The 21,891-nt window shown below is 51.6% G+C and carries 24 protein-coding genes, 1 tRNA gene and 1 riboswitch; of the genes, 10 read left to right on the top strand and 15 right to left on the bottom strand.

From position 1 onward, the window contains the following. Positions 1–6 precede the first annotated feature (6 nt). The 7 genes from AN477_RS10930 to AN477_RS10960 form a co-directional block, all read right to left on the bottom strand. Positions 7–456, bottom strand: coding sequence for a MarR family winged helix-turn-helix transcriptional regulator (locus AN477_RS10930; protein ID WP_054969199.1), 450 nt, complete (start codon positions 454–456; stop codon positions 7–9). Positions 457–753: 297 nt separating this feature from the next. Continuing rightward, the gene (locus tag AN477_RS10935) at positions 754–1,482 is read right to left on the bottom strand and encodes a pseudouridine synthase (protein ID WP_054969200.1); all 729 of its coding nucleotides are present in this window, start codon (positions 1,480–1,482) and stop codon (positions 754–756) included. Between the two features lie 232 nt (positions 1,483–1,714). Further along, on the bottom strand, positions 1,715–1,939 hold the full coding sequence (locus AN477_RS10940; RefSeq protein WP_245631790.1) for a YozQ family protein: 225 nt from the start codon (positions 1,937–1,939) through the stop codon (positions 1,715–1,717). Between the two features lie 226 nt (positions 1,940–2,165). Further along, positions 2,166–5,393, bottom strand: a complete 3,228-nt coding sequence (locus AN477_RS10945) for an adenosylcobalamin-dependent ribonucleoside-diphosphate reductase (RefSeq protein ID WP_157061910.1) — start codon at positions 5,391–5,393, stop codon at positions 2,166–2,168. Between the two features lie 25 nt (positions 5,394–5,418). Next, on the bottom strand, positions 5,419–5,898 hold the full coding sequence (gene nrdR, locus AN477_RS10950) for a transcriptional regulator NrdR (RefSeq protein WP_054969203.1): 480 nt from the start codon (positions 5,896–5,898) through the stop codon (positions 5,419–5,421). A 242-nt stretch (positions 5,899–6,140) separates the two neighbouring features. Next, positions 6,141–6,956, bottom strand: a complete 816-nt coding sequence (locus AN477_RS10955; RefSeq protein ID WP_054969204.1) for an HAD-IIA family hydrolase — start codon at positions 6,954–6,956, stop codon at positions 6,141–6,143. Then, a complete protein-coding gene (locus AN477_RS10960; RefSeq protein WP_054969205.1) occupies positions 6,953–7,543 on the bottom strand; it encodes a cob(I)yrinic acid a,c-diamide adenosyltransferase in 591 nt (196 codons plus the stop codon). The genes AN477_RS10955 and AN477_RS10960 overlap by 4 nt, the downstream gene beginning before the upstream one ends. A 219-nt stretch (positions 7,544–7,762) precedes the next feature. Here AN477_RS10960 and AN477_RS10965 point away from each other — a divergent pair, with 219 nt between their 5' ends. Continuing rightward, a complete protein-coding gene (locus AN477_RS10965) occupies positions 7,763–8,650 on the top strand; it encodes an MBL fold metallo-hydrolase (RefSeq protein ID WP_054969206.1) in 888 nt (295 codons plus the stop codon). 63 nt (positions 8,651–8,713) lie between these two features. On the opposite strand, the gene AN477_RS10970 is transcribed toward AN477_RS10965, so the two are convergent. Next, positions 8,714–9,430, bottom strand: a complete 717-nt coding sequence (locus tag AN477_RS10970; RefSeq protein WP_054969207.1) for an NUDIX hydrolase — start codon at positions 9,428–9,430, stop codon at positions 8,714–8,716. 111 nt (positions 9,431–9,541) lie between these two features. On the opposite strand from AN477_RS10970, the gene AN477_RS10975 reads away from it, so the two are divergent. Further along, a complete protein-coding gene (locus AN477_RS10975; RefSeq protein WP_054969208.1) occupies positions 9,542–10,222 on the top strand; it encodes a hypothetical protein in 681 nt (226 codons plus the stop codon). 66 nt (positions 10,223–10,288) lie between these two features. Here the strand turns inward: AN477_RS10975 and dapF are convergent, their stop codons facing one another. Beyond that, positions 10,289–11,146: a diaminopimelate epimerase gene (gene dapF, locus AN477_RS10980; protein ID WP_211265998.1), complete on the bottom strand. Its 858-nt coding sequence runs from the start codon at positions 11,144–11,146 to the stop codon at positions 10,289–10,291. 274 nt (positions 11,147–11,420) lie between these two features. Between dapF and AN477_RS10985 the strand changes: the two genes are divergently transcribed. Then, positions 11,421–11,507, top strand: a tRNA-Leu gene (locus AN477_RS10985). Positions 11,508–11,694: 187 nt separating this feature from the next. On the opposite strand, the gene AN477_RS10990 is transcribed toward AN477_RS10985, so the two are convergent. Then, positions 11,695–12,141 carry a hypothetical protein gene (locus tag AN477_RS10990; RefSeq protein WP_054969209.1) on the bottom strand — a complete coding sequence of 149 codons (447 nt, stop codon included), beginning with the start codon at positions 12,139–12,141 and terminating at the stop codon, positions 11,695–11,697. A gap of 124 nt (positions 12,142–12,265) precedes the next feature. Then, positions 12,266–12,412, bottom strand: coding sequence for a hypothetical protein (locus AN477_RS24475; protein ID WP_157061911.1), 147 nt, complete (start codon positions 12,410–12,412; stop codon positions 12,266–12,268). A 275-nt stretch (positions 12,413–12,687) separates the two neighbouring features. Between AN477_RS24475 and AN477_RS10995 the strand changes: the two genes are divergently transcribed. From AN477_RS10995 to AN477_RS24480, 3 genes are all read left to right on the top strand, one after another. After that, a complete protein-coding gene (locus AN477_RS10995) occupies positions 12,688–13,101 on the top strand; it encodes a Fur family transcriptional regulator (RefSeq protein ID WP_054969210.1) in 414 nt (137 codons plus the stop codon). Between the two features lie 95 nt (positions 13,102–13,196). Next, entirely contained in the window at positions 13,197–13,391 is a 195-nt protein-coding gene (locus AN477_RS11000; RefSeq protein WP_054969211.1) for a hypothetical protein, read from the top strand. Between the two features lie 245 nt (positions 13,392–13,636). Next, positions 13,637–13,783, top strand: a complete 147-nt coding sequence (locus AN477_RS24480) for a hypothetical protein (protein WP_157061912.1) — start codon at positions 13,637–13,639, stop codon at positions 13,781–13,783. A 138-nt stretch (positions 13,784–13,921) separates the two neighbouring features. Here AN477_RS24480 and AN477_RS11005 read toward each other — a convergent pair whose 3' ends face one another. Further along, on the bottom strand, positions 13,922–14,767 hold the full coding sequence (locus AN477_RS11005; protein ID WP_054969212.1) for a C40 family peptidase: 846 nt from the start codon (positions 14,765–14,767) through the stop codon (positions 13,922–13,924). Next, a riboswitch (cyclic di-AMP (ydaO/yuaA leader) is annotated at positions 14,768–14,894 on the bottom strand. A 294-nt stretch (positions 14,895–15,188) separates the two neighbouring features. Here AN477_RS11005 and AN477_RS11010 point away from each other — a divergent pair. The 4 genes from AN477_RS11010 to AN477_RS11025 all read left to right on the top strand — a co-directional run bounded on the left by AN477_RS11010 (position 15,189) and on the right by AN477_RS11025 (position 18,185). Continuing rightward, positions 15,189–15,887 (top strand): CoA transferase subunit A, encoded by a 699-nt coding sequence (locus tag AN477_RS11010; RefSeq protein ID WP_054969213.1) that lies wholly within the window; start codon positions 15,189–15,191, stop codon positions 15,885–15,887. Positions 15,888–15,964: 77 nt separating this feature from the next. Then, positions 15,965–16,639, top strand: coding sequence for a CoA transferase subunit B (locus tag AN477_RS11015; protein WP_054969214.1), 675 nt, complete (start codon positions 15,965–15,967; stop codon positions 16,637–16,639). A gap of 1 nt (position 16,640) precedes the next feature. Beyond that, a complete protein-coding gene (locus AN477_RS11020) occupies positions 16,641–17,597 on the top strand; it encodes a LysO family transporter (RefSeq protein WP_054969215.1) in 957 nt (318 codons plus the stop codon). A 108-nt stretch (positions 17,598–17,705) separates the two neighbouring features. After that, on the top strand, positions 17,706–18,185 hold the full coding sequence (locus AN477_RS11025) for a flavin reductase family protein (RefSeq protein WP_054969216.1): 480 nt from the start codon (positions 17,706–17,708) through the stop codon (positions 18,183–18,185). Positions 18,186–18,341: 156 nt separating this feature from the next. Here the strand turns inward: AN477_RS11025 and AN477_RS11030 are convergent, their stop codons facing one another. Genes AN477_RS11030 through AN477_RS11040 form a run of 3 tightly spaced genes read right to left on the bottom strand, consistent with a single transcriptional unit; the run spans position 18,342 to position 21,734 of the window. Beyond that, positions 18,342–19,526 (bottom strand): DUF4129 domain-containing protein, encoded by a 1,185-nt coding sequence (locus AN477_RS11030; protein WP_054969217.1) that lies wholly within the window; start codon positions 19,524–19,526, stop codon positions 18,342–18,344. Then, positions 19,523–20,692 carry a DUF58 domain-containing protein gene (locus tag AN477_RS11035; RefSeq protein ID WP_054969218.1) on the bottom strand — a complete coding sequence of 390 codons (1,170 nt, stop codon included), beginning with the start codon at positions 20,690–20,692 and terminating at the stop codon, positions 19,523–19,525. The genes AN477_RS11030 and AN477_RS11035 overlap by 4 nt, the downstream gene beginning before the upstream one ends. A 1-nt stretch (position 20,693) precedes the next feature. Next, positions 20,694–21,734 (bottom strand): AAA family ATPase, encoded by a 1,041-nt coding sequence (locus AN477_RS11040; protein WP_245631791.1) that lies wholly within the window; start codon positions 21,732–21,734, stop codon positions 20,694–20,696. Positions 21,735–21,891 lie beyond the last annotated feature (157 nt).

Below are 21,891 nucleotides of genomic sequence, written 5' to 3' on the forward strand. Positions count from 1 at the left end.
AGTTCTTCACCTCTGTCCATCCATTTCAAGTTCTACGATGTCCACAACTCTGCCAATGATGCGCACGAACTCCTTTGCATCGTGATCTCCGAGGCGTGTCAGGATCAACTTGATTTTGTCACTGCGGGTTTGCCGTATTTTTTGGAAGACAGCGCGCCCTTCATCGGTGATTTGGATATGCACCACGCGTCTGTCGTCCTGCGATCTGGTTCTCTGTACCAACCCTTCCTTGACCAGTTCATCACATACTTGCGTTACAGCACCCGGACTCAGCCCTGACGCTCGAGCGATATCTGATGCCTTTGCCTGCTCTGAATGCATAAGAAGACGCAGGATAAACAGTTGACTTGCAGTGAGTCCGGAGTCCTTCCCAGGATAGTGCATTTTCATGATTTGCTGTAGACGTGACATAACTTCTTCAAATGACTCAAATTGTTCATTCATTGAAGACTCCATACGCCCCACCTCCTCTGTGAGTATTCTAGGAGTCATTTTAGCAATTTAAACATTTTTGCGCCATACAGGCCCTGATAAGAGTACAGCTTGTCCATGAAAAGTCACGAACCATCATTCCCCGAAAAATAAGATTATTCCCGTCGTTTAGACAAGCCAATCAGAAATTCGACATCAAAGCAGAGTTTTTCGTCAAGTTCTGACGGGCGAAGTCTACACAAATCAAACAAATACATACAATTGTCGATTGTCGTTCGCGACTCGATGTTTCCTCATTGAACTTAGCCTGCGCAGATGTACCTAGCGTTGCCGCAGCAACTGCAGTTCTTCGTCGGTCAGTTCACGGTACGTTCCTGTCGGAAGGTCGTTGTCTAACTCCAAGGCCCCCATACGAATTCGCTGAAGGTAAATCACCTTTTTCCCGACAGCTTCGAACATGCGCTTTACCTGATGGAACTTCCCTTCAAAGATAGTTAACTCAATCTGACTATATGGTTCGTCTCTTTGGAGAATCGTAAGCTCACCTGGCAAGCATTCATACCCATCATCCAGTGTAACTCCCTCCGAAAATGCCTCCACGTCAGAATCGTTTACCTCGCCGAGGACCTTGGCATAATAGGTCTTTGGAACATGACGCTTCGGAGATAGGAGCTCATGCGTCAGTTGACCGTCATTAGTCAAGATCAGGAGTCCCTCGGTATCCTTGTCCAGTCTGCCAACCGGAAACGGGTTAAATGCCTGGTCTTCCGGTTCAAGCAACGAGACCACGGTCTCCTCCCTTGCATCCTCTGTAGCCGAGACAAGACCTGCCGGCTTGTTCATCATCAGATAGATGTGTTCGCGGTAAACCACCCGCTCCCCGTCTACCTCTACAAGGTCGGTCGATGGAGTAACGTGTATACTCGTATCGCGGACCGGCGTTCCGTTGACAAAAACTCTCCCTTGGCGCGCCATTTCCTTAATGTCTTTCCGCGTTCCGAGCCCCATGTTACCAAGCAATCGGTCCAGCCGCATTGATTTTTCGCTCATCTGCTCCGCCTCATTTCAATTCGATTCTGCATTCCACGCTACGGTGAACTTCGAACTATTTTACACGGTCGAACTCATCTCGTCAGCTTTATCATATATGGAATCCAAGAAGTATAGTTGAGAGCCATGAGGCGATCATGATTTTTTAGAGAGCCGGGTCAACCACATTCGGTTGACCCGGCCTCGTGTCCATCGAAGCTTGAGTGTTGGGACGCCTGTCACTATCTGCTTGTTATGGCTTCGTTCGATCCGATGCCTGTCGGCGATTCATCGAGTTCTCTCTGACAGCACCGTTCTCTAAAAAGGTGATACCATCACTGGTCCCTGCCATGTAAACGTCGCTCACCTGCTCATGCGTAGTCGCCAAGGCTTCGGACAAATCCTTATCGTCTTCATAGTTACTAGGGTGAAACATCGCGTCTGCCAATTCCGACGTATCTGGGTTCAGGGAATCCATCTTTTGCACCTCCACGAGTGACAACCTGAATGGGAGCATCGATCCCATTCCTACCCCGTAAGGTGTCCTGTCCGGTGAGTTATGATTCTAGCTCCTTGTCTGCTCAACGTCTGACCCGCAGATAAAATTCGGCTATGTACATCTGTACATAGCCGAATAACTTAAAACGAAACATTTCTTTCGTGTAGACCGTCACCTTCGAGCGACGAAATTCAAAGTACCCGGACTAACACTTGCTGTATCCACATGCCTCACATTCGTAACATCCACCCGTGTGAACCAGAGACAGTTGATGACAGTTCGGACAGAGGTCCTTCGCAAGAGTGAAGGTCCGCAGTACCGGGGTCTCCCGCGGCTTCTCATCTACCTTGGCCACCGTTGCGGTCTCCTGACCGGATGCCCACTCTTGAAACGCACTCTTTCTCATCGGGAACGTCTCCGAATGTTCAATCAGAGCCTTGGCGATAGCGTCAGGCACGGACGTGATACGTTGTGCGCCAAATCCCACTGAACTTGACCCGCCGATCCCAGAGAAGTGACGTACAAGCTCGGCTTCCTTGTTCGGATTGCGAGAGTCTCGCAGATAGAGCGTAATCGCGCGGCCGAGCGCTTCATTGGACGCATACACGTCACTTCCGGCTTTGCCGATGTTGACGAACATCTCAAGCGCTACGTGCTCGTCAGGGTCATCGTTGATGGTGATGTACGCTTTTCCAAGCGGCGTGTTCTTACGGTATGTCGCTCCGTACAGCACATCCGGACGATCGCGCTTGATATACCCACCTTCTGCACGAGCAGCCGTTTCGAGCACACTGTTGACCGCGCTCACCTCGTTCACTACGGGTTCTGCCTCTGCAACTGTCTTCCCCTTCTCCTCAGTCTCCTCGCTCTCCTGTTTCAAAGAGAGTACCTGTTCTGAGCGAGACCCGTCGCGGTAGATGGTGACGCCCTTACATCCGAGTTCGTAAGCGAGGTCGTACAGTTCTTTGGTGTTCTCTACGGTGTATGAATTTGGTGCGTTACAGGTCTTCGAGATCGAGCTGTCGATCCACCTCTGCAATGCCCCTTGGACGCGAACGTGATCTTCCGGCGACAGTTCCATTGCGGTCACAAAGTACTCAGGGAGAGCAACACCCTCATGTGTATCAAGGTATTCCTGGACAATCGTCGCGTTCTCTTCAAACATACCAAGCCGGCTGTTTCGGAAATAGGACCAAGCATAGTACGGTTCACAACCCGTCGAGCAGCCGACCATCGTCCCCGTCGTGCCGGTTGGTGCAATGGTCATCGTCGTCACGTTGCGCACGCCGTGAGCCGCAATTGCCTCAGTCACGTGCGGACGGACAGCGGCCATTTGACGCATATAACCGGACTGCAAGAACTTATCGGCTTCAAACCTCGGGAACGGACCGTTCTCTTTGGCCAGTTCGACAGATTCCAAGTAGCTCCACTCTGCCATCATACCCATCAGCACATCAATGAGTTTCACACTGTCTTCTGAACCATAACGAATCCCACAGTAGAGAAGGAGATCATGGAGTCCCATGATGCCCAGACCAACACGACGTTCGCTCATCTGATTGATGCGGTTTTCTTCAAATGGATAATAGGTCGCATCAATGACCGCGTCCTGAAAACGAATGCCGCTGCGTGTGGTTTCCTCCAGCTCTTCCCACTTGATGTGGTGCAGCAGAAACTCTGCCTGCTCAGCATCAAATTTGTCTGTGAGCAACTGACGAATGTAATTCTCTTTGTCAGGGTCCGCAAATTGCAGCGTATCTGTACTGTCTGCGAATCCAACCGCGAAACGGCTCAACACGACTGCACCCAGGTTGCAGATTCCGTTTGCAGGAAGCGGCTGTTCACCGCATGGATTGGTAGCAACAAGTGGATTAAAATAATATGAGTTCGACATCTGGTTGGCTCGTCCAAGGAATACAACCCCTGGTTCTGCCGATTTCCAGGCAGACAAAACGAGTTCATCCCAAAGCACAGATGCAGGCAATTCCTCCGTCACTGTGAACGGTTCATCAGCGGCCGTCCACGCGTCAAAATCTCCATGAAACTCGGCGATTTTATGTTCTGGAACAAATCCAATTGACCAGTTCTCATCATTTTGTTTCGCTTCCATAAAACGTTCCGATACACCCACCGAGATGTTCGCACCGGTAATTACGCCATCCACTTGCTTGCAGCGGATGAACTTGAGGATATCTGCATGACGGTCGTTCAAAATCAACATCAACGCGCCGCGGCGTGAGCCCCCTTGCAACGTCAGTTGGCAACCGACACTCATGATTTCTCCAACACCGACTGGCCCAAAACCATCGCCAAACACCTGATTGCCTTTGTCGTACAACAATCCCCATGAATACGCTCCCGAGCTTCGTCCATTGACACCACGTACATAGCTGTAGCGCGGGCGAAGTGACGACAGCACCATGGACACCCGCTTGCCCTCACGCATGCGTTCCCACATATCCCCGAGAGTCGTCGCGATAGTACTCCGTTGGTCTCCTGGGTAAAGTACAGGTCCGACGATATCTGTTAACACGATAGCTCCGCTGCTTAAAATCTGGTCGTAGATCGTCCGGGCTGAAACCGGATCGGACCATACAACGGGCAAACCGGACTCCATCCAGTTCTCAATCTGACCATTCCACACTTCGTCATATTTTTCAGTAGACGTATCCGGGAATGCAAAGCGCCAGTCCGCTTCCTCTTCGACAGCACGCAGGAACGACTGCGACATCCGCACGACCTTTGTACTGTGAGGATAATCAGTAGCGAGAAAATCAACCAGGTCAGCATGCCATACGTCAAGAACCAAGTGCAGTGCTGTCTTCCGATTTTCATCAGAAGCCGGAATATAGGTTCCTTGTGGCGGAATCCGCGACAAGTTCATACCAACGCCGCCGCTGCGCGCCTGAATTTCCAAGGTTTGTCCAAACGAATCTGCATAATCCCTCAGAGAGGGACCAACGCTTGGAATCACAAAACAGTTGTAACTCGTCGTCTGCATTCCCGTTCCCATAGAGGCATTGATTCTTCCGCCCGGGACATAGCGCCAATGACTTTGAAGTTCGTAGAATCGGTCTTCCCAAAGTGCCGGATTGTGTGTGACGGTCGCAGCTCCTCTTGCAACACGTTTCCACATCTCACGCGGACTCGTTTCGAGAAGGACGTCAATTTGTGTAAAGGGCAGCGTCTCTTCTGTCCCGTCTTTTAACTGTACAATCGCCGTTTGGTTTTCCGGAGATAATTGCACAATCCTTGCAAGCTCATGATATGCCCGCTTTTTGTCTAACACGGCAACGACCAGGGAGCCAACCTGAAGAGACTCTTTCTTCACGTCTTTCAGCAGATACCTGTCGGCGACGATGCGCTCTCCAGTCGCTCCTAAAAAGTCTTCTTCAGTAAACGGGAGCATACTCTCATGAAGTGTTTGTTCCATCCACAACGCCTCACTTATGTAGGACTTACGCCGAGCCTTTGTCAGACGTTTCAGTCAACAAGGACAAGACCTCTTTTGCCAAAGTCTCAACGTCCCGGAATTCCCGGTATACACTTGCAAACCGCACATAAGCAACCCCATCGAGCTCGCGCAGGGCGTCCATCACCAGTTCCCCAATGATCGAAGAAGGTACTTCCTGCTCAAAGTCGATTCTCAGTCTCTGCGCAATCCCCTCGACTACTCGCTCGACTTGTTCCGTGGAGATGGGCCTTTTCTCACAAGCCTTCATCACACCTCGGTACAACTTATCATAGGAAAACTCTTCCCTCTTGGCATCCTTCTTGATGACCATCAGGGGACGCTGCTCTACCCGTTCGTAGGTCGTAAAGCGCCGCTGGCATGCCTCATTGACACACTCACGCCGCCTCCGAATGGTTGTCCCGTCTTCACTGGTCCTAGATTCCATGACACGTGAATTATCCGTGTGACAATATGGACAATACAAGCCGATTCACTCCCGCCGCGACCCGAATAACTATATTTAGTGTGCTGTGTGGTTGCATGGACGATTATACACACTATATATATGGCTATCAACCCTTTTGAAGATTGCTAGAAAAGCCCTCATTTCGCCCCAAATGGCAATCACAGCAAGGGTTTTCAGACAACTTCTGAGTAGATTCGACAGCGGTAAATATTATTCGACACAACCTTATTTTTGGAAAACACAGGATTGTAAATTGGGCGTCACAGGAACAGGTCCTCCACAGAATTGACGGCCTCGTCCGGCTCTTCCATCGGGCTGTCCGATTGGGCTAGCCTTCTGTTGGCAGCTACCCCTGTCTCCACCAAAATGGTATAAACGCCAAACTGACGTCCGCAGCGAATATCCGTGTCTGGATTGTCTCCGACCAAAAAGGCATCCTCGCGTGAAATCCCGAAGCGTTCCAGTGCGTAACCAACAAAGTCCGGATTCGGTTTACCGGCCACGTAAGGATGCACTCTCGAGGCAGCCTCAACAAACACACCCAAAGCACCGTTACCGGGCATAAATCCGTCTTCGGTTGGAAGTTGGACATCCCCGTTTGTCAGGATAAAGGAACCCAATTCCGCGGTTTTTTGACTGAACAATGCGAACTCACGATAGGTCACGTCAGGATCAAGTCCGACGATCGCAGCCTTGACGAGACCCAATCGGTCCCTGACCTTCGGGTGCCGCACTGAAAGAGGGCGATGCCCTGCCTCACGCAGCGCTTCGTGAAGTCCTTCCTGTCCAATGTACAGAACATAAGAATCCCCATCTGGTGCCCCAACCCGATTGGCAGCTGCTTGAGCAGAAGTCACGACTTCGTGAGGCATAGCCGTGATGCCCAGCCTCTCTAAATGCTTGACGACCGCCACAGGAGTTCGCGTTGCATTGTTCGTAAAGAAAACCGGTTGGATGTCTTCGTCGCGCAGTCGCGCTACGAACTCTGGTGCACCAGGAATGACCCTCGAGCCTCGATAAAGGGTGCCATCGAGATCGATCAGGGCAAGTTTCCAGTCTATATCGCGGTGGTTCATAACTCCGTTGCTCCTCCCCACGGATCCGGCTTCACGCCCGCAAAGTCTACAGTGTCCTCAGGTGTCGCTGTACGAAAATTGACAGTTCTTGCCGCGACGAACAAAAAGTCAGAGAGGCGATTGAGGTACTTTGATGCAACAGGTGCCCCGTGTTGGGTATCCTGCAGGGTAACCAGACTTCGTTCAGCACGTCGAGTGACCGTTCTTGCAAAATGGAAGGTTGCACCTGCTGCGTGGCCTCCAGGAAGGATAAACTGTGTAAGCGGCGGGTTGTCTTTATCCAACGTGTCAATCATCGACTCCAGCAACGTAACATCGTCATCAGTGACATAAAAGGTGTCCCGCTTGTCTTCTGGGGTCGCAAGGTCTCGGCCGACATCAAACAGGTCTCTTTGGATGCGGCGGCACATGCGGCGCAAGTCTTCAAAGCGTTCACCTTCAGGCAATGCAGCAACTGCAAGACCGATACAAGAGTTTGCTTCATCGACGTTCCCATAAGCTTCAACCTTTGGGTCATCCTTACGAATTCTGCGCCCATAAATCAGACTCGTTTGGCCTTGGTCTCCACCTCGTGTATAGATACGCACGCGTTCCCCACTCCTTTGTTCTCAAAGCTTGCAAATAGACTAGCTGTACGCAGATCTCCAGTACGAAGAGCTCCAGCGAAAAGATGTCCTCCGTTCGTGATTAAACTGTCCATCCATCTTACGCACTGGAAGATTTACACACGCAAAGATGTGCGTGGTACGATAGATATAATCCGTTGAGTCGGTCTCTCGGATGGCAATGGATAGGGAGGTATTGTCATGAATGATCCGTTAACGGTTCACATGCATCGACTGAGCGACCATGTTGTGCAACTCCGGATCCCGACCCCAACCTTGCCCCCAAGCTTTGAGACAAATACTTACATCATCCATAGCGGTTCGCAAGCGATTTGGGTTGACGCTGGCACCACAGATACCAATCTGCTTCAACAGGCTCTCACCATCCTCATCCAACTCGGCAATCCGCGAGTTGTCGCTATCGCGGCGACACACTATCACCGCGATCATACGCATGGTTTGCCGTATATTCAAGCACATACAAAGGCACCCATTTATGTTCATGAAGCGGATTATAAAGCGCTTCGGGCGGAACTGAGAGCCGTCACCAACCAGGAACTTGAAATCGCAACCATCCCGGCGGCGTTCCAATTAGAGGGGCTTCGCGTTGAGGTCGATCACGTTCCGGGTCATACCAGAGGCCACATCCATCTGCGCATTCCGACAGACGGTGTCATCCTCGTTGGAGACCATCTTGCTGGTGACGGTTCCGTGTGGATTGGCCCGCCAGACGGCAACATGGACGACTATTACGAAGCCTTGGACCAGATTCGCAGCAGCAACTGCTCCATTGCAGGTCCGGGACATGGGCAAGCCTTAAACGACGCATCGGAGGCGGCGCTGCAACTCAAACAACGCCGTCTTGGCCGTGAAGAACAGATTGTTCAACTCCTTGCCAAGGGACCGAAAGACGTCGATGGACTCGTTAAGGACATCTATCAAGATACTCTGCCTGCTGCGGCCAAATGGGTGGCAGACCGCACCGTCATTGCACACCTCGAACGGCTCGTGCGGCTCGGCAGAATCCTTGAAGACAAAAGCAATCTGTCTGAAGCCCCGCGTTACAAGGCCGCGGGAGAGTTTTCCTGACAAAAACCGGGTCGTTTGTCAGTGTTGGCTCCCAAATTCATAGCACACAGTTCAAGTGCCGTATTACAACGCTGGAGGCCCCGGTACTTTCAAGTCAGCAAAACACGCATCAACCTTTGGATAGCGACCGAGGCCCTCCAGCATGGCAATGGTCGGTGGTACAGCTGCAAGCTTGCCCTCAGCAATCTGACTGACAACGGACCTTGCCTCGACCCACTGCGCCCAATCATTCTCGTCCAAATTGACGGACGGCGTTAAGCGGGGTTTGTTCATGTGATATAAAAAGAAACGAGTATCGAACCTCGCAGGCATAGCCGGCGGCGTTACCCAGCGGCCCACAAACCGCAGCCGCGACAGATCGAGCTTAAGTCCCTGTTCGTGTAACCAATCTTCATACCTCAGTTCTGATTTCAAAAGCCGTTGTTGGTCGAACAGGGTCAATCTGCGCTCATCAAGTCTCTCGCCGCTCTTACACAACGCGCACGCAAAGCCTACCTCTTCAGCGCACTCGCGCAGTGCCGCAAAGGCATACGCATTGTCATCGGGCTGTTCCTGCGCGATCACGGCAAAACCGTTGCTTGCACCCGCAAACTGCCAGTCTCCCTCGTCCAGAGAGCCTCCTGGAAATGCGATGTGCCCTGGCAAGAAGCGCATCTTCAGTGAGCGTTTCAATGTAAGTACTTCAATGCCCCTTGCCCCATCTCGTACCAACAGCATTGTACCTGCGGGCCGAATGACAACCGGTTTCGTTGTGCGGTTATGAGCATCCTGTGCAGTCAATTTGTGGCCCTCCTCGTAACACTCGTAATAAATCGTTCATGGTCAGCAGACTGTTACCTGTGTCATTCCTCCGGTATAATAAATCGGACATTGACTTGGAGGAATGCAGTAATGCAAGTTGCAGAAAGAACATTCGGACCCTATCAATTTTGGATTGACTTTCTCAGGTTGTGTATGGGTGAACGCGTTATCAAGGACAACCTGGACATCCCGTTTGACAAGGCCGTAGTGCGTTCCAGATACGCTGCCCTGTGGGCGAGCACGCTGACAGCCTATGCTGCTGCCATCACCTATCTGCACCGAGATGGGCTGCCTAAGTGGTTGATGACACAATCCACAAGTCTCCGAGCCGTTCTCTTAGTAATCATCGCTCTAGTGCTCGCGGGAGTTTCAGGGACTGTTGGATATGGAGTGTTACGCCTGTACACGCTGGTGACACACAACCTGACTACCAATCTATTTAAGGTCCGCGGGCAGCGACTGCGACTTCTGTCAGTCGAAACGACATTACTCAGCCTCGTGCTGCCGATAGCAGCCGGGTGGGTCCTTCAGTTATATTCTCTAGTCCTCGGCTGGGCAGTTATGCTTATCGCCATCCTTTACGGACTCATCCTTCTTTCCCGAATCTACAACGTTATCTTCCATATCCATCGCTTGCGCGGTCTGTATGTGCTCGTGGGCGGCACACTCGTGACGTGGTTCGTCCTCTCCATCGGAGCCCTTGCGATTGCCGTCGCGGCGGCTGTCGTCGGGTTCCTGATTCTGCTTGTGCTGCGTGCGTTCCACCACTAGGCATCTCCAATCTCAGTTCAGCCGAAAACATAACAAACCCGCCACAGCGCGCGGGTTTGTTAATACTTAGCCGTGTATTCCATGCCACCTGTAAACGCCAGAGAACACGTGTTTCGCCTCGCCAGTCATCCAGATCTGACTGTCTCGGATCTCGATATCGAGATCGCCACCAAGAAGATGAACCCGAACCGTTTCGTCAAGAAGGCCCTTGTGGACCCCTGCTGCTACACTGGCGCAGGCCCCTGTGCCACACGCATAAGTGATCCCACTGCCACGTTCCCATACCCGAAAGTCTAGTTCACTTCGGCTTATCGGCGTAACGAATTCGACGTTAATCCGTTCAGGAAACCACGGATGGTGTTCAACGACAGGGCCGACAGTTGCAACGTCTGTGTTTTTCGCATCCTCGACAAAGGCAACGAAGTGCGGATTTCCTACAGAGACCACGGTCCCACGCAATACCAAATCGTCTGTCTGAATCTGAACCTCTTCACCTTCAGCGCTCGGACCAGAAAAGGGAATCGTCTTCGTTCCCAAACGGACAGGTCCCATGTTCACAGTAACACGCTCGACCGCTCCCTCCGAATTCGGATAAACTTCAGCAGCAAACACGCCTCCTTTGGTTTCAATCGAAAACGACGGACCAGAAACCAGTTTCTGCTCATACGCGTATTTTGCAACACAGCGTAGCCCATTCCCGCAGTTTTCAGCTTCCGAGCCGTCGGCATTAAACACCCGCATCCGGACGTTTGCGACATTCGACGGCCCAATCAGTATCATCCCGTCCGATCCGATGCCTTTGCGTACGTCACTGATGTCTATCGCCAACTGAGCGAACTGTTCGTGCAGGTCAGCAACTTCCTGCTCCTCTACATAAATATAGTTGTTGCCGAGTGCGTGCATCTTTGTGACACGCAAGTCCATGTGAAGCTCATCCTCTCCAAAACCTTATAAACGGAGTCTACCACAATCGTTCACGTGTTTTTCCAACCATTACGAAGTAAGAAACAGACCATTAAGTAAATGAAGTAAATGAAGTAAGAAACAAACCATTACGAAGTAAGAACGGAATCGTCGCAAGGTAAGAGCGAACCTGCAAATCCAGTTCAACAATGAAGTCCATTTATGTGTTGCACATCTGCGAGCCCCCTGCTATAATGGCTCTTGTCGCCGCACAACGGCACAGCGAACATCATATGCGGTCATGGCGGAATTGGCAGACGCGCAAGATTCAGGTTCTTGTGGGTGCAAGCCCGTGGAGGTTCAAGTCCTCTTGACCGCACCATCGATTTGGTGTAAAGCCCCTCTTTTGAGGGGCTTTCGTCGTCTACAGACGAGTTGAGAAATGACATGTGTTGTGTAGTCTAGCAGTCTCTAGAGCGAAGACCAAGAACGCCCACCGCGGTGCTTCAACGGCAAGGTTTGATCAAAAAAAAACCGCCCCTCTGAGGGACGGTTTTTTTAAACTTCACTCACATTTCCTTTAGAGGAACCAATGCCAGAACAGGGATGGTCGTTGCCGGTGTACCACCTGGGTTTCCGTCGCTCACATAGAGGACGTACTTCTTACCTGTGGTAGAAGTCAGGACTAATCCTGGCTGTTTCGCAGGAGTTGTAAGGTAATACAGCAATGACGTTGTAGAACTTGCCAAGAATGTCGGCTGTTGCTCAACAACGACATGAGAATTCCCTACAACGTCCCGTTGCGCCACAATGTCGCGGCCCGCGCCAATGTCGAGGTTGGCGGACATCACGTTGCCTGCAACAACGTTCTGCCCTGCCGCAACATCGCGAATCGCTGTTACATCGCGACCCGCGCCGACATCCTCTCCTGCCGATACAATTTTACCGGCGACTTCATTTTGAGAGGCAATGACGCTGCCCGTTACCAATAGATCCCCATTTACGGTCTGTGCCATGCAGTATCTCCCCTTTCATAGGTTGTACTACATGACATGTAATTGGGACTAGTTCTGTGATGGACAAGTGGTCCTTTTTGGAGCCTGTTTTTTCGGGCCCCACCATCCTCGCATAAATAAGGCCTTATTGTCCGTACTGCCGGGACGATGATTGTTGTTGTTTTTTTTGTGAGTCAGCAAACATCTTGACAGACCATCCAACGAGACCGCACAAACTGAGAATCGCTGGAAAACTGATGGCAAGCTTCTCTCCACGCGTTGCCTCATCCATAGGTACATCCCTCCTGCTCCTTAGGATGCACCGCAAGCACAAAGATACACTTGGCCCAAACCGCACGGCGCTGCCAATTTGATACAGTATTTGTCCATCCAATGTCCTTACAAAGCGTACTCATCAGTTAGACAAGTGACGGGGACGAGCGTTTTCCGGATCGTCGATGTAACTGGTTGACATTGCACGTGCGCCGTCCTAACCTTTTATAGAGAGCCTTTGTTGTGCGTGCTTGATTCGACGCCTCGGACAACCCCGAGAGGCAGGTGAAATAAATGGATGAACTGTTGCAGCGGCTGCGGAGTGAAGGTTTCCGCATGACCCAAGAACGTCTCGCCCTGTTACAGCAGTTTCGCGACATCGGGAGAATTGTCACCCCGGCAGAGATGCATCAAATTGCACAGGAACGTGGTGTAAGCGTCGGTTTGACCACTGTGTATCGTCTCTTTGAAGCTCTGACCAAAGTTGGTGCGACTGTGCCTTTTCTCGTTGACGGCACAATTTACTATACATTTTGCGATGCTGATCATCATCATCATGTCATCTGCATGCGTTGCCATCGGCTAACAGAGGTACGCGGTTGCCCAACCTATGATGGTCTGCCTGCAAACTGGGAAGTACAGGGGCACCGCGTGGACTGGTTTGGGGTTTGCCCAGAATGCCAGACAGACATGCAACAAGCACACTGACACACGTGTGGTACAAACGGTTAAGGTCGTATAAACCGTATCAATCAGGCCAACCTACGGGATGGAAATGAGCCGGTAAACAAGGGGGCCTGTCAATGAAAAACTCTCACCGTACACCTGGGTATTCTTATCGCCGCAGCGGGATCACCGATTTGAAGGCATCTACAGAGGCAAACATGGAGCAATATGACGTGCATGGGGATGCGTTGAATGGCGCTCCCGACCGCATTCCGAACAAAGAGGATGCAAAGCGCGCCGGAGACTTTCCGAAAAGGTCTCCACTCGGTTAACATATAAAACACGCAGATGGCTGCTGAAAACTGCTTTGGCGCAGGCCGAAGCAGTTCTTTCTTTGAACTCCCACGCTCATCCATAGCTCATTCATCATTTCAGAGACCAGTACGGACAAGTACATGAGAATTTGACACAACCTTCACATTTTCTCCATTCCAGTCACTTCACCGACATGGTAAAATGGGTAGTACAGATGGACTACACGAATAGTCGTGTTGACACTGGAAAAGGAGTGTAAGGAATGAAGGAGAACGTCACAAAGACACCCCGAAATCCCATCGCGACCTTCAACAAGGCATGGCAAATCGCGGAACGCGTTGGAACTGCATTTGCTTTAATTATGGTTGCTGGCACAATCGGATTGGTATCATTGCACGTCTGGGCCTAAATTTTTTTCTACGTATCCTGGCTGATGTAATCGTCGACCTGCCGGTGAAGAAGACACCCACTTTCCGTGTGAATACTTGTCAGGCAAACATAGAATGAGAAAGAGGCCCTGCTGTGGCGGGGCCTCTTTCTCATTGACTCAGATGTGCCTGGCACCGATATAGTGTGCACCCCAATAGGCGGACGAAAGGGAGTCAATTCGAACGCCGCGATCCTCTGCGTTGATAAACTCACCATTTCCAACGTAAATCCCGACATGGGATGCTCCCCCGCCATCCGTGTTAAAGAAGACCAAGTCCCCGATATCCGGATAGCGAGCAGGTGCTGGACCACCTTCATCATACTGTGCGTAACTGGTCCTGCCGATGTGGATCCCAAAGTGGCCGTACACAAACTGCACATAACCCGAGCAATCAAAACCGGAAGTTGACTCTCCGCCCCAACGATAAGGTGTACCAATGAACTCTTTGGCAAAACTGACGATGTTCAAACCAAGCACTTCTTGGCCAATGCCTGCTGCAGAACTGACACCGCGCGAACTGTGGGTACCCACGTATCCGGCAAACACTTTTAGTTTTTGACCAATGTGCAGGATACTTCTTGATGTGAGTCCGTTCAATTTCAGTGTCTCTGCGACAGAAGCATTATAGCGGCTTGCAATGCCAGAGATGGTATCGCCAGACTTTACCGTGACCACAACGATTCGCCGGGAAGATCGGGAAGATGTCGAATACAGTGCAGTTGACGATTTTCGGTGTTCTGAAGTTGATGTTCCAGGAATCTGTAACTTTTCCCCCACTCGAATCGTCGAACTATGTAGACCGTTGACTTGCTCCAAAGAGTTGACGCTGACGTGGTATGTCTCTGCAATCCCCCACAGGGTATCCCCAGACTTGACCTGCGCCGTGGTGGATGCAAAGGCAACCGTTGGTACGAACATGCACACAGCGAGAGAGACGGCAGCAAGTCCAATATAGGATTTCACACCATTGCCCCTTTGTTCCTGCGGGGTTAGTTGACGGGCTAGGGATTGGGCTCTCCCATCTGAAATTCAGATTCGCCCCAAAAATGCGTCCCCCGCCTCCATTTCTGGAGTTCGGAATTTTTGTCCAGTACAACCAACATTATAAAAGACCCCCTTTTTCGACAGCAACCCCTATCTAGTAATATTGTGTCTATTTTTCATATAATATGTCGACGAAACCTTCTTGCGATTCTATCAAAATACTCCGCCTATTTTCGATAACACACGTCGCCGCCTGCAAGTCCAGAAAACGCTTGCAATGCATTCATATTTTGTGCAGTAATGAGTTTGTAGTCATACAGATGTACACACCTCTCACCTGCTCTATTGCAGTCGCGGCGCAGGTCTACGGAGAATCAAAATTGCACAGGGAGGGAGTTAGATGAACAAGGTTTACCCATCAGCAGCAGAGGCCGTCCGCGATATCGCAGACGGATCGACCCTATTGGTCGGCGGGTTCGGTCTTGTTGGTATTCCTGAAAACCTGATTGCGGCGATACAGGCACGAGGTACGAAGAACCTCACTTGTGTCAGTAACAACTGTGGCGTGGACGATTGGGGTCTCGGCTTACTTTTGCAAAATCACCAAATTCGAAAAATGGTTTCGTCTTATGTCGGCGAGAATAAGAACTTTGAGCGTCAATACTTAAGCGGCGAGCTTGAGGTTGAGTTGGTCCCGCAAGGCACGCTCGCAGAACGCATCCGCGCTGGCGGTGCTGGTATTGGCGGATTCTATACTCCTGCAGGCGTTGGTACCCCAATTGCAGAAGGAAAAGAAGTCCGAACCTTTGACGGCCGCGAGTACCTGCTTGAACTGCCCATCCGAGGAGATTTCTCCCTTATCAAAGGCTGGAAAGCAGACACGCTTGGCAACGTCATCTACCGGAAAACAGCCCGAAACTTCAATCCGATGATAGCCGCTGCCGGAAAGGTTACGATTGTCGAAGTGGAAGAGATTGTTGAGCCCGGCATGCTCGATGCAGATCAGATTCATACCCCCGGTATCTACGTACAGCGCGTCGTGTTAGGGACACAGTACCAAAAGCGGATCGAGCGCAGGACAACCCGAAAGCGTACGTAAAACACTTCACCCGTACGATGACTCATACACGTAAGGCAAGTCACGCAACGAGACTCATATGGAAGGGAGCGAGTCAGATGCCACTTTCACGCGAACAGATTGTGCAGCGTGCAGCGCTTGAAATTCAGGATGGGATGTACGTCAACCTTGGCATTGGCATGCCCACGCTCGTCGCAAATTATATCCCGGAAGATGTACACATTATGTTGCATTCGGAGAACGGATTGCTCGGTACTGGACCGTACCCGTACGATGGTGAAGAAGACCCGGACCTCATTAATGCGGGTAAAGAAACGGTTACAGTCCTCCCGGGTGCTGCCTTCTTTGACAGTGCTGAATCTTTCGCCATGATCCGCGGCGGCCATATTGATATCGCCATCCTTGGGGCAATGGAAGTTGCACAAAATGGCGATCTTGCCAACTGGATGATCCCAGGAAAAATGGTTAAGGGCATGGGCGGCGCAATGGACCTGGTACACGGTGCAAAACGCGTCATCGTAACGATGGAACATGTGAACAAGCAAAAAGAACCGAAGATCCTGGAGACTTGCTCCCTGCCTCTGACTGGCAAACAGGTAGTCAATCGCATCATTACTGACTACGCCGTGATGGATGTCACGAACGAGGGCCTTGTTATCCGCGAAATTGCAGACGGTCATACACTCGAAGAGGTTCGCGAACTGACGGGAGCTCAGCTCATTGTTCCGGAGTCTGGTGTGCGTACAATCGCCACGCGACGCGAAGACGTCTGATATGTGGTGGTTTGTTTTAACCTTCATTGGAGGTTTGGCCGTCGGCAGACGCAACTGGTTGCCGACGGCTTTGTTGCGTCGCACGCATTGGCTGGTTTCCTCCTGTCTGGCAGTGCTTGTCTTCGTGCTTGGCTACGACCTCGGTTCCAACCGCCACTTAGTCGCGGCCCTGCCGGTTCTCGGCTATCGAGCCTGTATCATTGCCGTCTTATCGATGGCAGGTTCTGTTTTGTTTGGCATGCTCACAGCTCGCTGGCTATGGCAAGACAGCGCAGACACACACCAGGTCCAAAGTGTGGACCCTGTCGCCAATTTAGAAGCGGATCCTCCAGTCACACCCAGGGTTACAGCTGCGATTCTGCGGCTTCCTGGCCTCATTATCGGCATGCTGATTATTGGTGCGCTCTTAGGTTTTCGGACCGATGGTTCGATCCGGATCCCAAATGGATGGCAAAATGCCGTCTTTGCACTGATGCTGCTTGGAATCGGCCTTGAAATCGGAACCGATCCGCGGTTTTGGACACATATTCAAAAGGCGAGTTGGCGAATGTTCATCTTTCCCGTAAATGCTGTCTTCGGCAGCCTGCTCGGAGGTCTCCTCGCAACGGTACTGGTTCACGGCCGCCTACTGGACAACCTTGCTGCGGCAGCGGGTCTCGGCTGGTACTCGCTCGCCGCCGTGCTAGTCAATCAACTGTCAGGTCCAGAGTCAGGCACCATCGCTTTTCTCTCCAATGTCATTCGAGAGGTACTAGGGTTCCTCGCGATCCCGCTCTTAAACCGATGGATGTGGACACCAGGCGCCATAGCTCTCGGTGCAGCAACCACGATGGACACGACTCTGCCGCTGTTTCGCAGGGCTGGAGCGTCTACTGCAGGAGTTGTGTACGCTTTTGTCAACGGTGTGTTGGTTTCTGCACTGGTGCCGCTCTTAATCCCTTTGGTACTGAAGCTCTAGTGTACCAACTGCGTGGGTGAAGACGTTCATTTTCTGTTACAATAGATTTTGATTTGCTGAGGCGTGTGACCCAGACTGGAGACAACACGCGTTAAAGGAGGTCACGGCATGCCCGTAACTGAAGAACAATTTCGCCATGCACTGGGACGATTCGCCAGCGGCGTCACGATTGTAACAACAGCCTATAAAGATCAACTGAATGGTCTAACCGTATCCGCATTTTGTTCAGTCTCGTTGAACCCGCCTTATATTCTGATTTGCGTCGATAAAGGGTCTTCAGCAAACCCTGCGATTCAAGGGGCGAAAGCCTTTGCCGTGAATATCCTTACCGATGCACAAAGCCATCTCTCGAATCATTTTGCACGAAGAACTGACGATAAGTTCAGCGGGGTCTCTTACCGTCTCGGCCAACTCGGGATGCCCTTGTTGGATGATACCCTTGGCTATTTGGAATGTACGATTGCACAGCAAGTGGATGCCGGAGACCACTATATCTACATCGGGCAAGTCGAGCACGCAAGCGTAGATTCGTCTGCAGTTCCACTCATGTATTACAATGGAAGCTACCGCCAACTCACAGAGAAATAACACCGGCCTCGGCGTTATTAAACTGAAGGTTGTTGCACAACTGACGGTTATCGTAAACAAACGGCGCCCGGGTTTCATCCCTCGGCGCCGCTTTACAATTTAGTATCGCATGACCTTGTCAACGCATGATTTGATTCCCACACTTGACGAGTTCCTTCACGATTCGCTGTTTCTGTCACTTGACCTCCCGTAGCGAACGCGCTCGTAGGCACGGGTCAGTCCGCCCTTCCATCGCGTGGAATGCCCCTCCCGCGCTAACTTCTCCAGCCTTTCTTCGAACTCAGCAGGTGTCTCGCTGAGTTCAATCGGGTGCCCTGCTTTATCCTCCATATCAAGCCACTGCTGATACTCTCGTCGCACTGGATTGTCCGTTTCAACAAAACTGCGGTGTGGCGTGGAATGAAGCCGCCCTCGTCGGATCGTCACTGTACCATCGGTGGTTTTGTCGTCCACCTGGTCAAGCTGCTTTCTCGACAAGCGCCAGACAAGCACGACTGCAGCCACAAAGGCAATGACGTAGAACACCTTGAGAATCCAGGCAAATGAATGTCCGGATGCAGTGGGATGTTGCTGATGGGCGAGAGAGTTAAGCAATTGGCTCTTCCGATTCTGCTGTTGCAGTCCCTTAGCCAGTAAATGTTTCGGCAACAGCGCATTGAGAAGGTAGAGAAACGGCAGGCTGATGACTGCCCCGCCGCCAGCGAGTGCCAAAAGCAACCAATACCGCAACCTCGGGCCAAACCACAGTGCTGCAATTGTCCCGGCCAAGATGATGGCAAAGTTCCCTTTGGCACCTTGCGAGTTTGTTTCTGCGCGCTCTGCCTTCCACATCGCATAAATCCGCATCGCCAGCCCGACAATCATCACAAAAACGAGCCACTCACGGATGCCGCCGTTCATCCGCACCATCAGCATGAAGAGTGTGGAAATCGCAATCCCTATCAGCTCAAACACAAACGACGAACGGTTCTCCTCGATGAGGGACACGGCACTGACCAAGCGGTGCAACCGGTACACGATGCTGAGGATCAACAACGGGTAGGCCCACAAGTCCGCCGGATGGGCTGAGTCGGTCAGCCAGGGCACTTCAGCGACCGACGTACAGACCAGTGCGGTCACATAAACGAACCGCACGCCGACTCCCCGGTCCACCAGCAACCCAAGGATAAGTAAAGTGATGAGCACAAACACAAACGGCAATAACCAACCGGACGGGCTGGTCTGGCTTGTGTCTAAAACCGTAGTGTAGAGGACATATGGGACGGGAATGACGAGCAACATCAGAAGCCAACGCTGCCGTCTCGATGCCATTTGGCGATAGGTCTGCGTCGGTGCACTCATACCCCTGTCACTTCCCTCTGCTGATGAAACCATTCACCATTCGGTGAAATCGCTGCTCCTGCGGCTGACCGGAGGGTATCGTCAGAATGACTCGTAAACAGGCTGCGCTGGACGCCCCCAAGTGCTGGCAGGGTTGCGTTGGCTGGGGCCACCACGTACAGATGACGTTCCTTCGCGACCCTGGCAAGGAGGCTCCCTTGAGCCTCTGTTAGAAATGCGGTAAAAATGACGAGAGGTGCGTCCTTTGGCATGTAAGCCAAACACTGCTTAAACATTCCTTCGAAGTCCCCGTTGGTATACGGAAGCATTGCGCCTGTAATGTACTTGATAGCCCCTGCGTGCTGCCTTCCATACCACTGTTTCTTTGAGCTTCCAGGGTGAATGGCATTGGACGCAAAGTACATGGGCACCCTGTCGCGTTCATTTTCTTCCGTAAATACCCTCAACACAGCGCATAATTCATCAAATAACTCGGTCTTTGTTCCAAGCCAGTGTGGACTGATAAACTGGCCATCCAGGATAATGCCTACGGATATGTCCGTTGAAGATGAGAACTGTTTTGTCATCCACGATCCGGTGCGTGCGCTCGCTTGCCAGGCGATGTGTTTAAATGCGTCTCCTGGCGCGTAAGACCGTATGCCGCGCAGTAATACTTCATCAGGCAGTAACCAACGGACCCGCTCAATCTCTCCGTTCAAATCCCGCATCGCTTGTGTCGACTGACTCCCCGACAAACGTTCTGGAAAGACAATCACCGCACCGTGAATTTCGCGTCGGACGAACAGCTCTTTCAGCCCAAATCCCTCGTTCAGGCGCAGTACAACCTCCCGATGATGCAAATCCTGGAGACCTCGGCTCCAGCCGTAGCAATGTACATCAAAGGTCACTTCCTGCCGCATCAGCAAAAAGGTCGACCTAGTGATGCCATACACCTTCCGGTTTGCCTCTGCAGATAAGCCAACCGGTAATTCAAGCGAGAGCGACACATTCGGACAAGGCAGCCACGATCGATTCAGAACCCTTACGTGAATCAAAACAGGTTCCCCAATTTCGAGTGCATTCTTAGCCAGGGTCACATCGACTTCAATCCGGCTGTGCACGACACGAAACCAAATGGCAGGCCAGAACCACACGACTAACGCCAGGATGAGGGGAAAGTACAGCATCTCACTCGTGTGCCCCGTATTCGATTTCGGTCGGCACGGCGACGTAATGTAAAACATCATTCAAAATGTCATCAACCTGCGACCCGTTCACGCCATCGTCCGCATTCCAACCTGAACGGAGCACCATCCGGTGCCGCATGACTGGAAGCCAGGCTTCTTTGACATCGTCAGGAAGGATATAGTCACGTCCGGATAAAAGGGCAAGTGCCTGACAAAACGAAGTTAAATACAGCACTGACCTAGGGCTTGCCCCAAGTGCAATCTCATCATGTACCCGGGAAGCCCTGCACAACTCCACAATGTAGTGAATCAGATCTTCCGCAACGTAGATATTTCGGGTCACCGTTCGAGCCTCTAAAACCTTTTGAACGTTTAGCACGGCTTTTGGATCAATCGGCAACCGCAATCGAATTCTCCGGACCATTTCCAGCTCATCTTCGAGGCTCACATAACCGAGTCTCAATTGGACTAGAAAGCGGTCAAGCTGTGCCTCCGGTAAGGGAAATACCCCTTGCGACTCAAGCGGGTTTGCCGTCGCCATCACGAAAAAAGGTGCGTCGAGCCTGCGTGTTACGCCATCGACCGTCACCTGCTGCTCACTCATCGCTTCAAGCAATGCAGACTGAGTTCGAGGTGTCGCACGATTGACTTCGTCCATCAGTAAAACTTGTGTGAAAACCGGTCCTGCTCGAAATTCAAATTCAGCCTTGTCGGGACGAAACACCATCGTGCCCACAAGCTCACTGGGAAGCAAATCTGGTGTCCCCTGTACGCGTGTAAAATGCAGACCCATCACCTTTGCCATCGTAGCCGCCAAGGTGGTCTTTCCTGTACCTGGCACGTCCTCAAAAAGTACATGCCCTCCAGCCAAACAGGCCGCTAGAGCGTGCCTCAACACTTTGTCCTGGCCAACGATAATCCGCTGCATTTCTTCAATCGCTGCTGTCAGGCCGTCAATGACGTCCGCTGTCTTTAATGCGCTGCTCATGGTCTCCAACCGATTCCCTCCAACCACGTCACCTGTCACGTCTTCTTGTTTCACACCGCGTCGTCTATGTATCCTTGCCTTCGGCCAAGTACGAACAGTGTACCACGTGTCCCTGTCCCGAGGGGGTTACCACACGGAAGCATCAGCCAGAAATTCAGAATAAACTGATTCACCTCAGAACCCGTCGATTCGGATATGATGTAAAACAGGG

This window comes from Paenalicyclobacillus ferrooxydans (assembly GCF_001399675.1).
Lineage (GTDB): Bacteria > Bacillota > Bacilli > Alicyclobacillales > Alicyclobacillaceae > Alicyclobacillus_B > Alicyclobacillus_B ferrooxydans.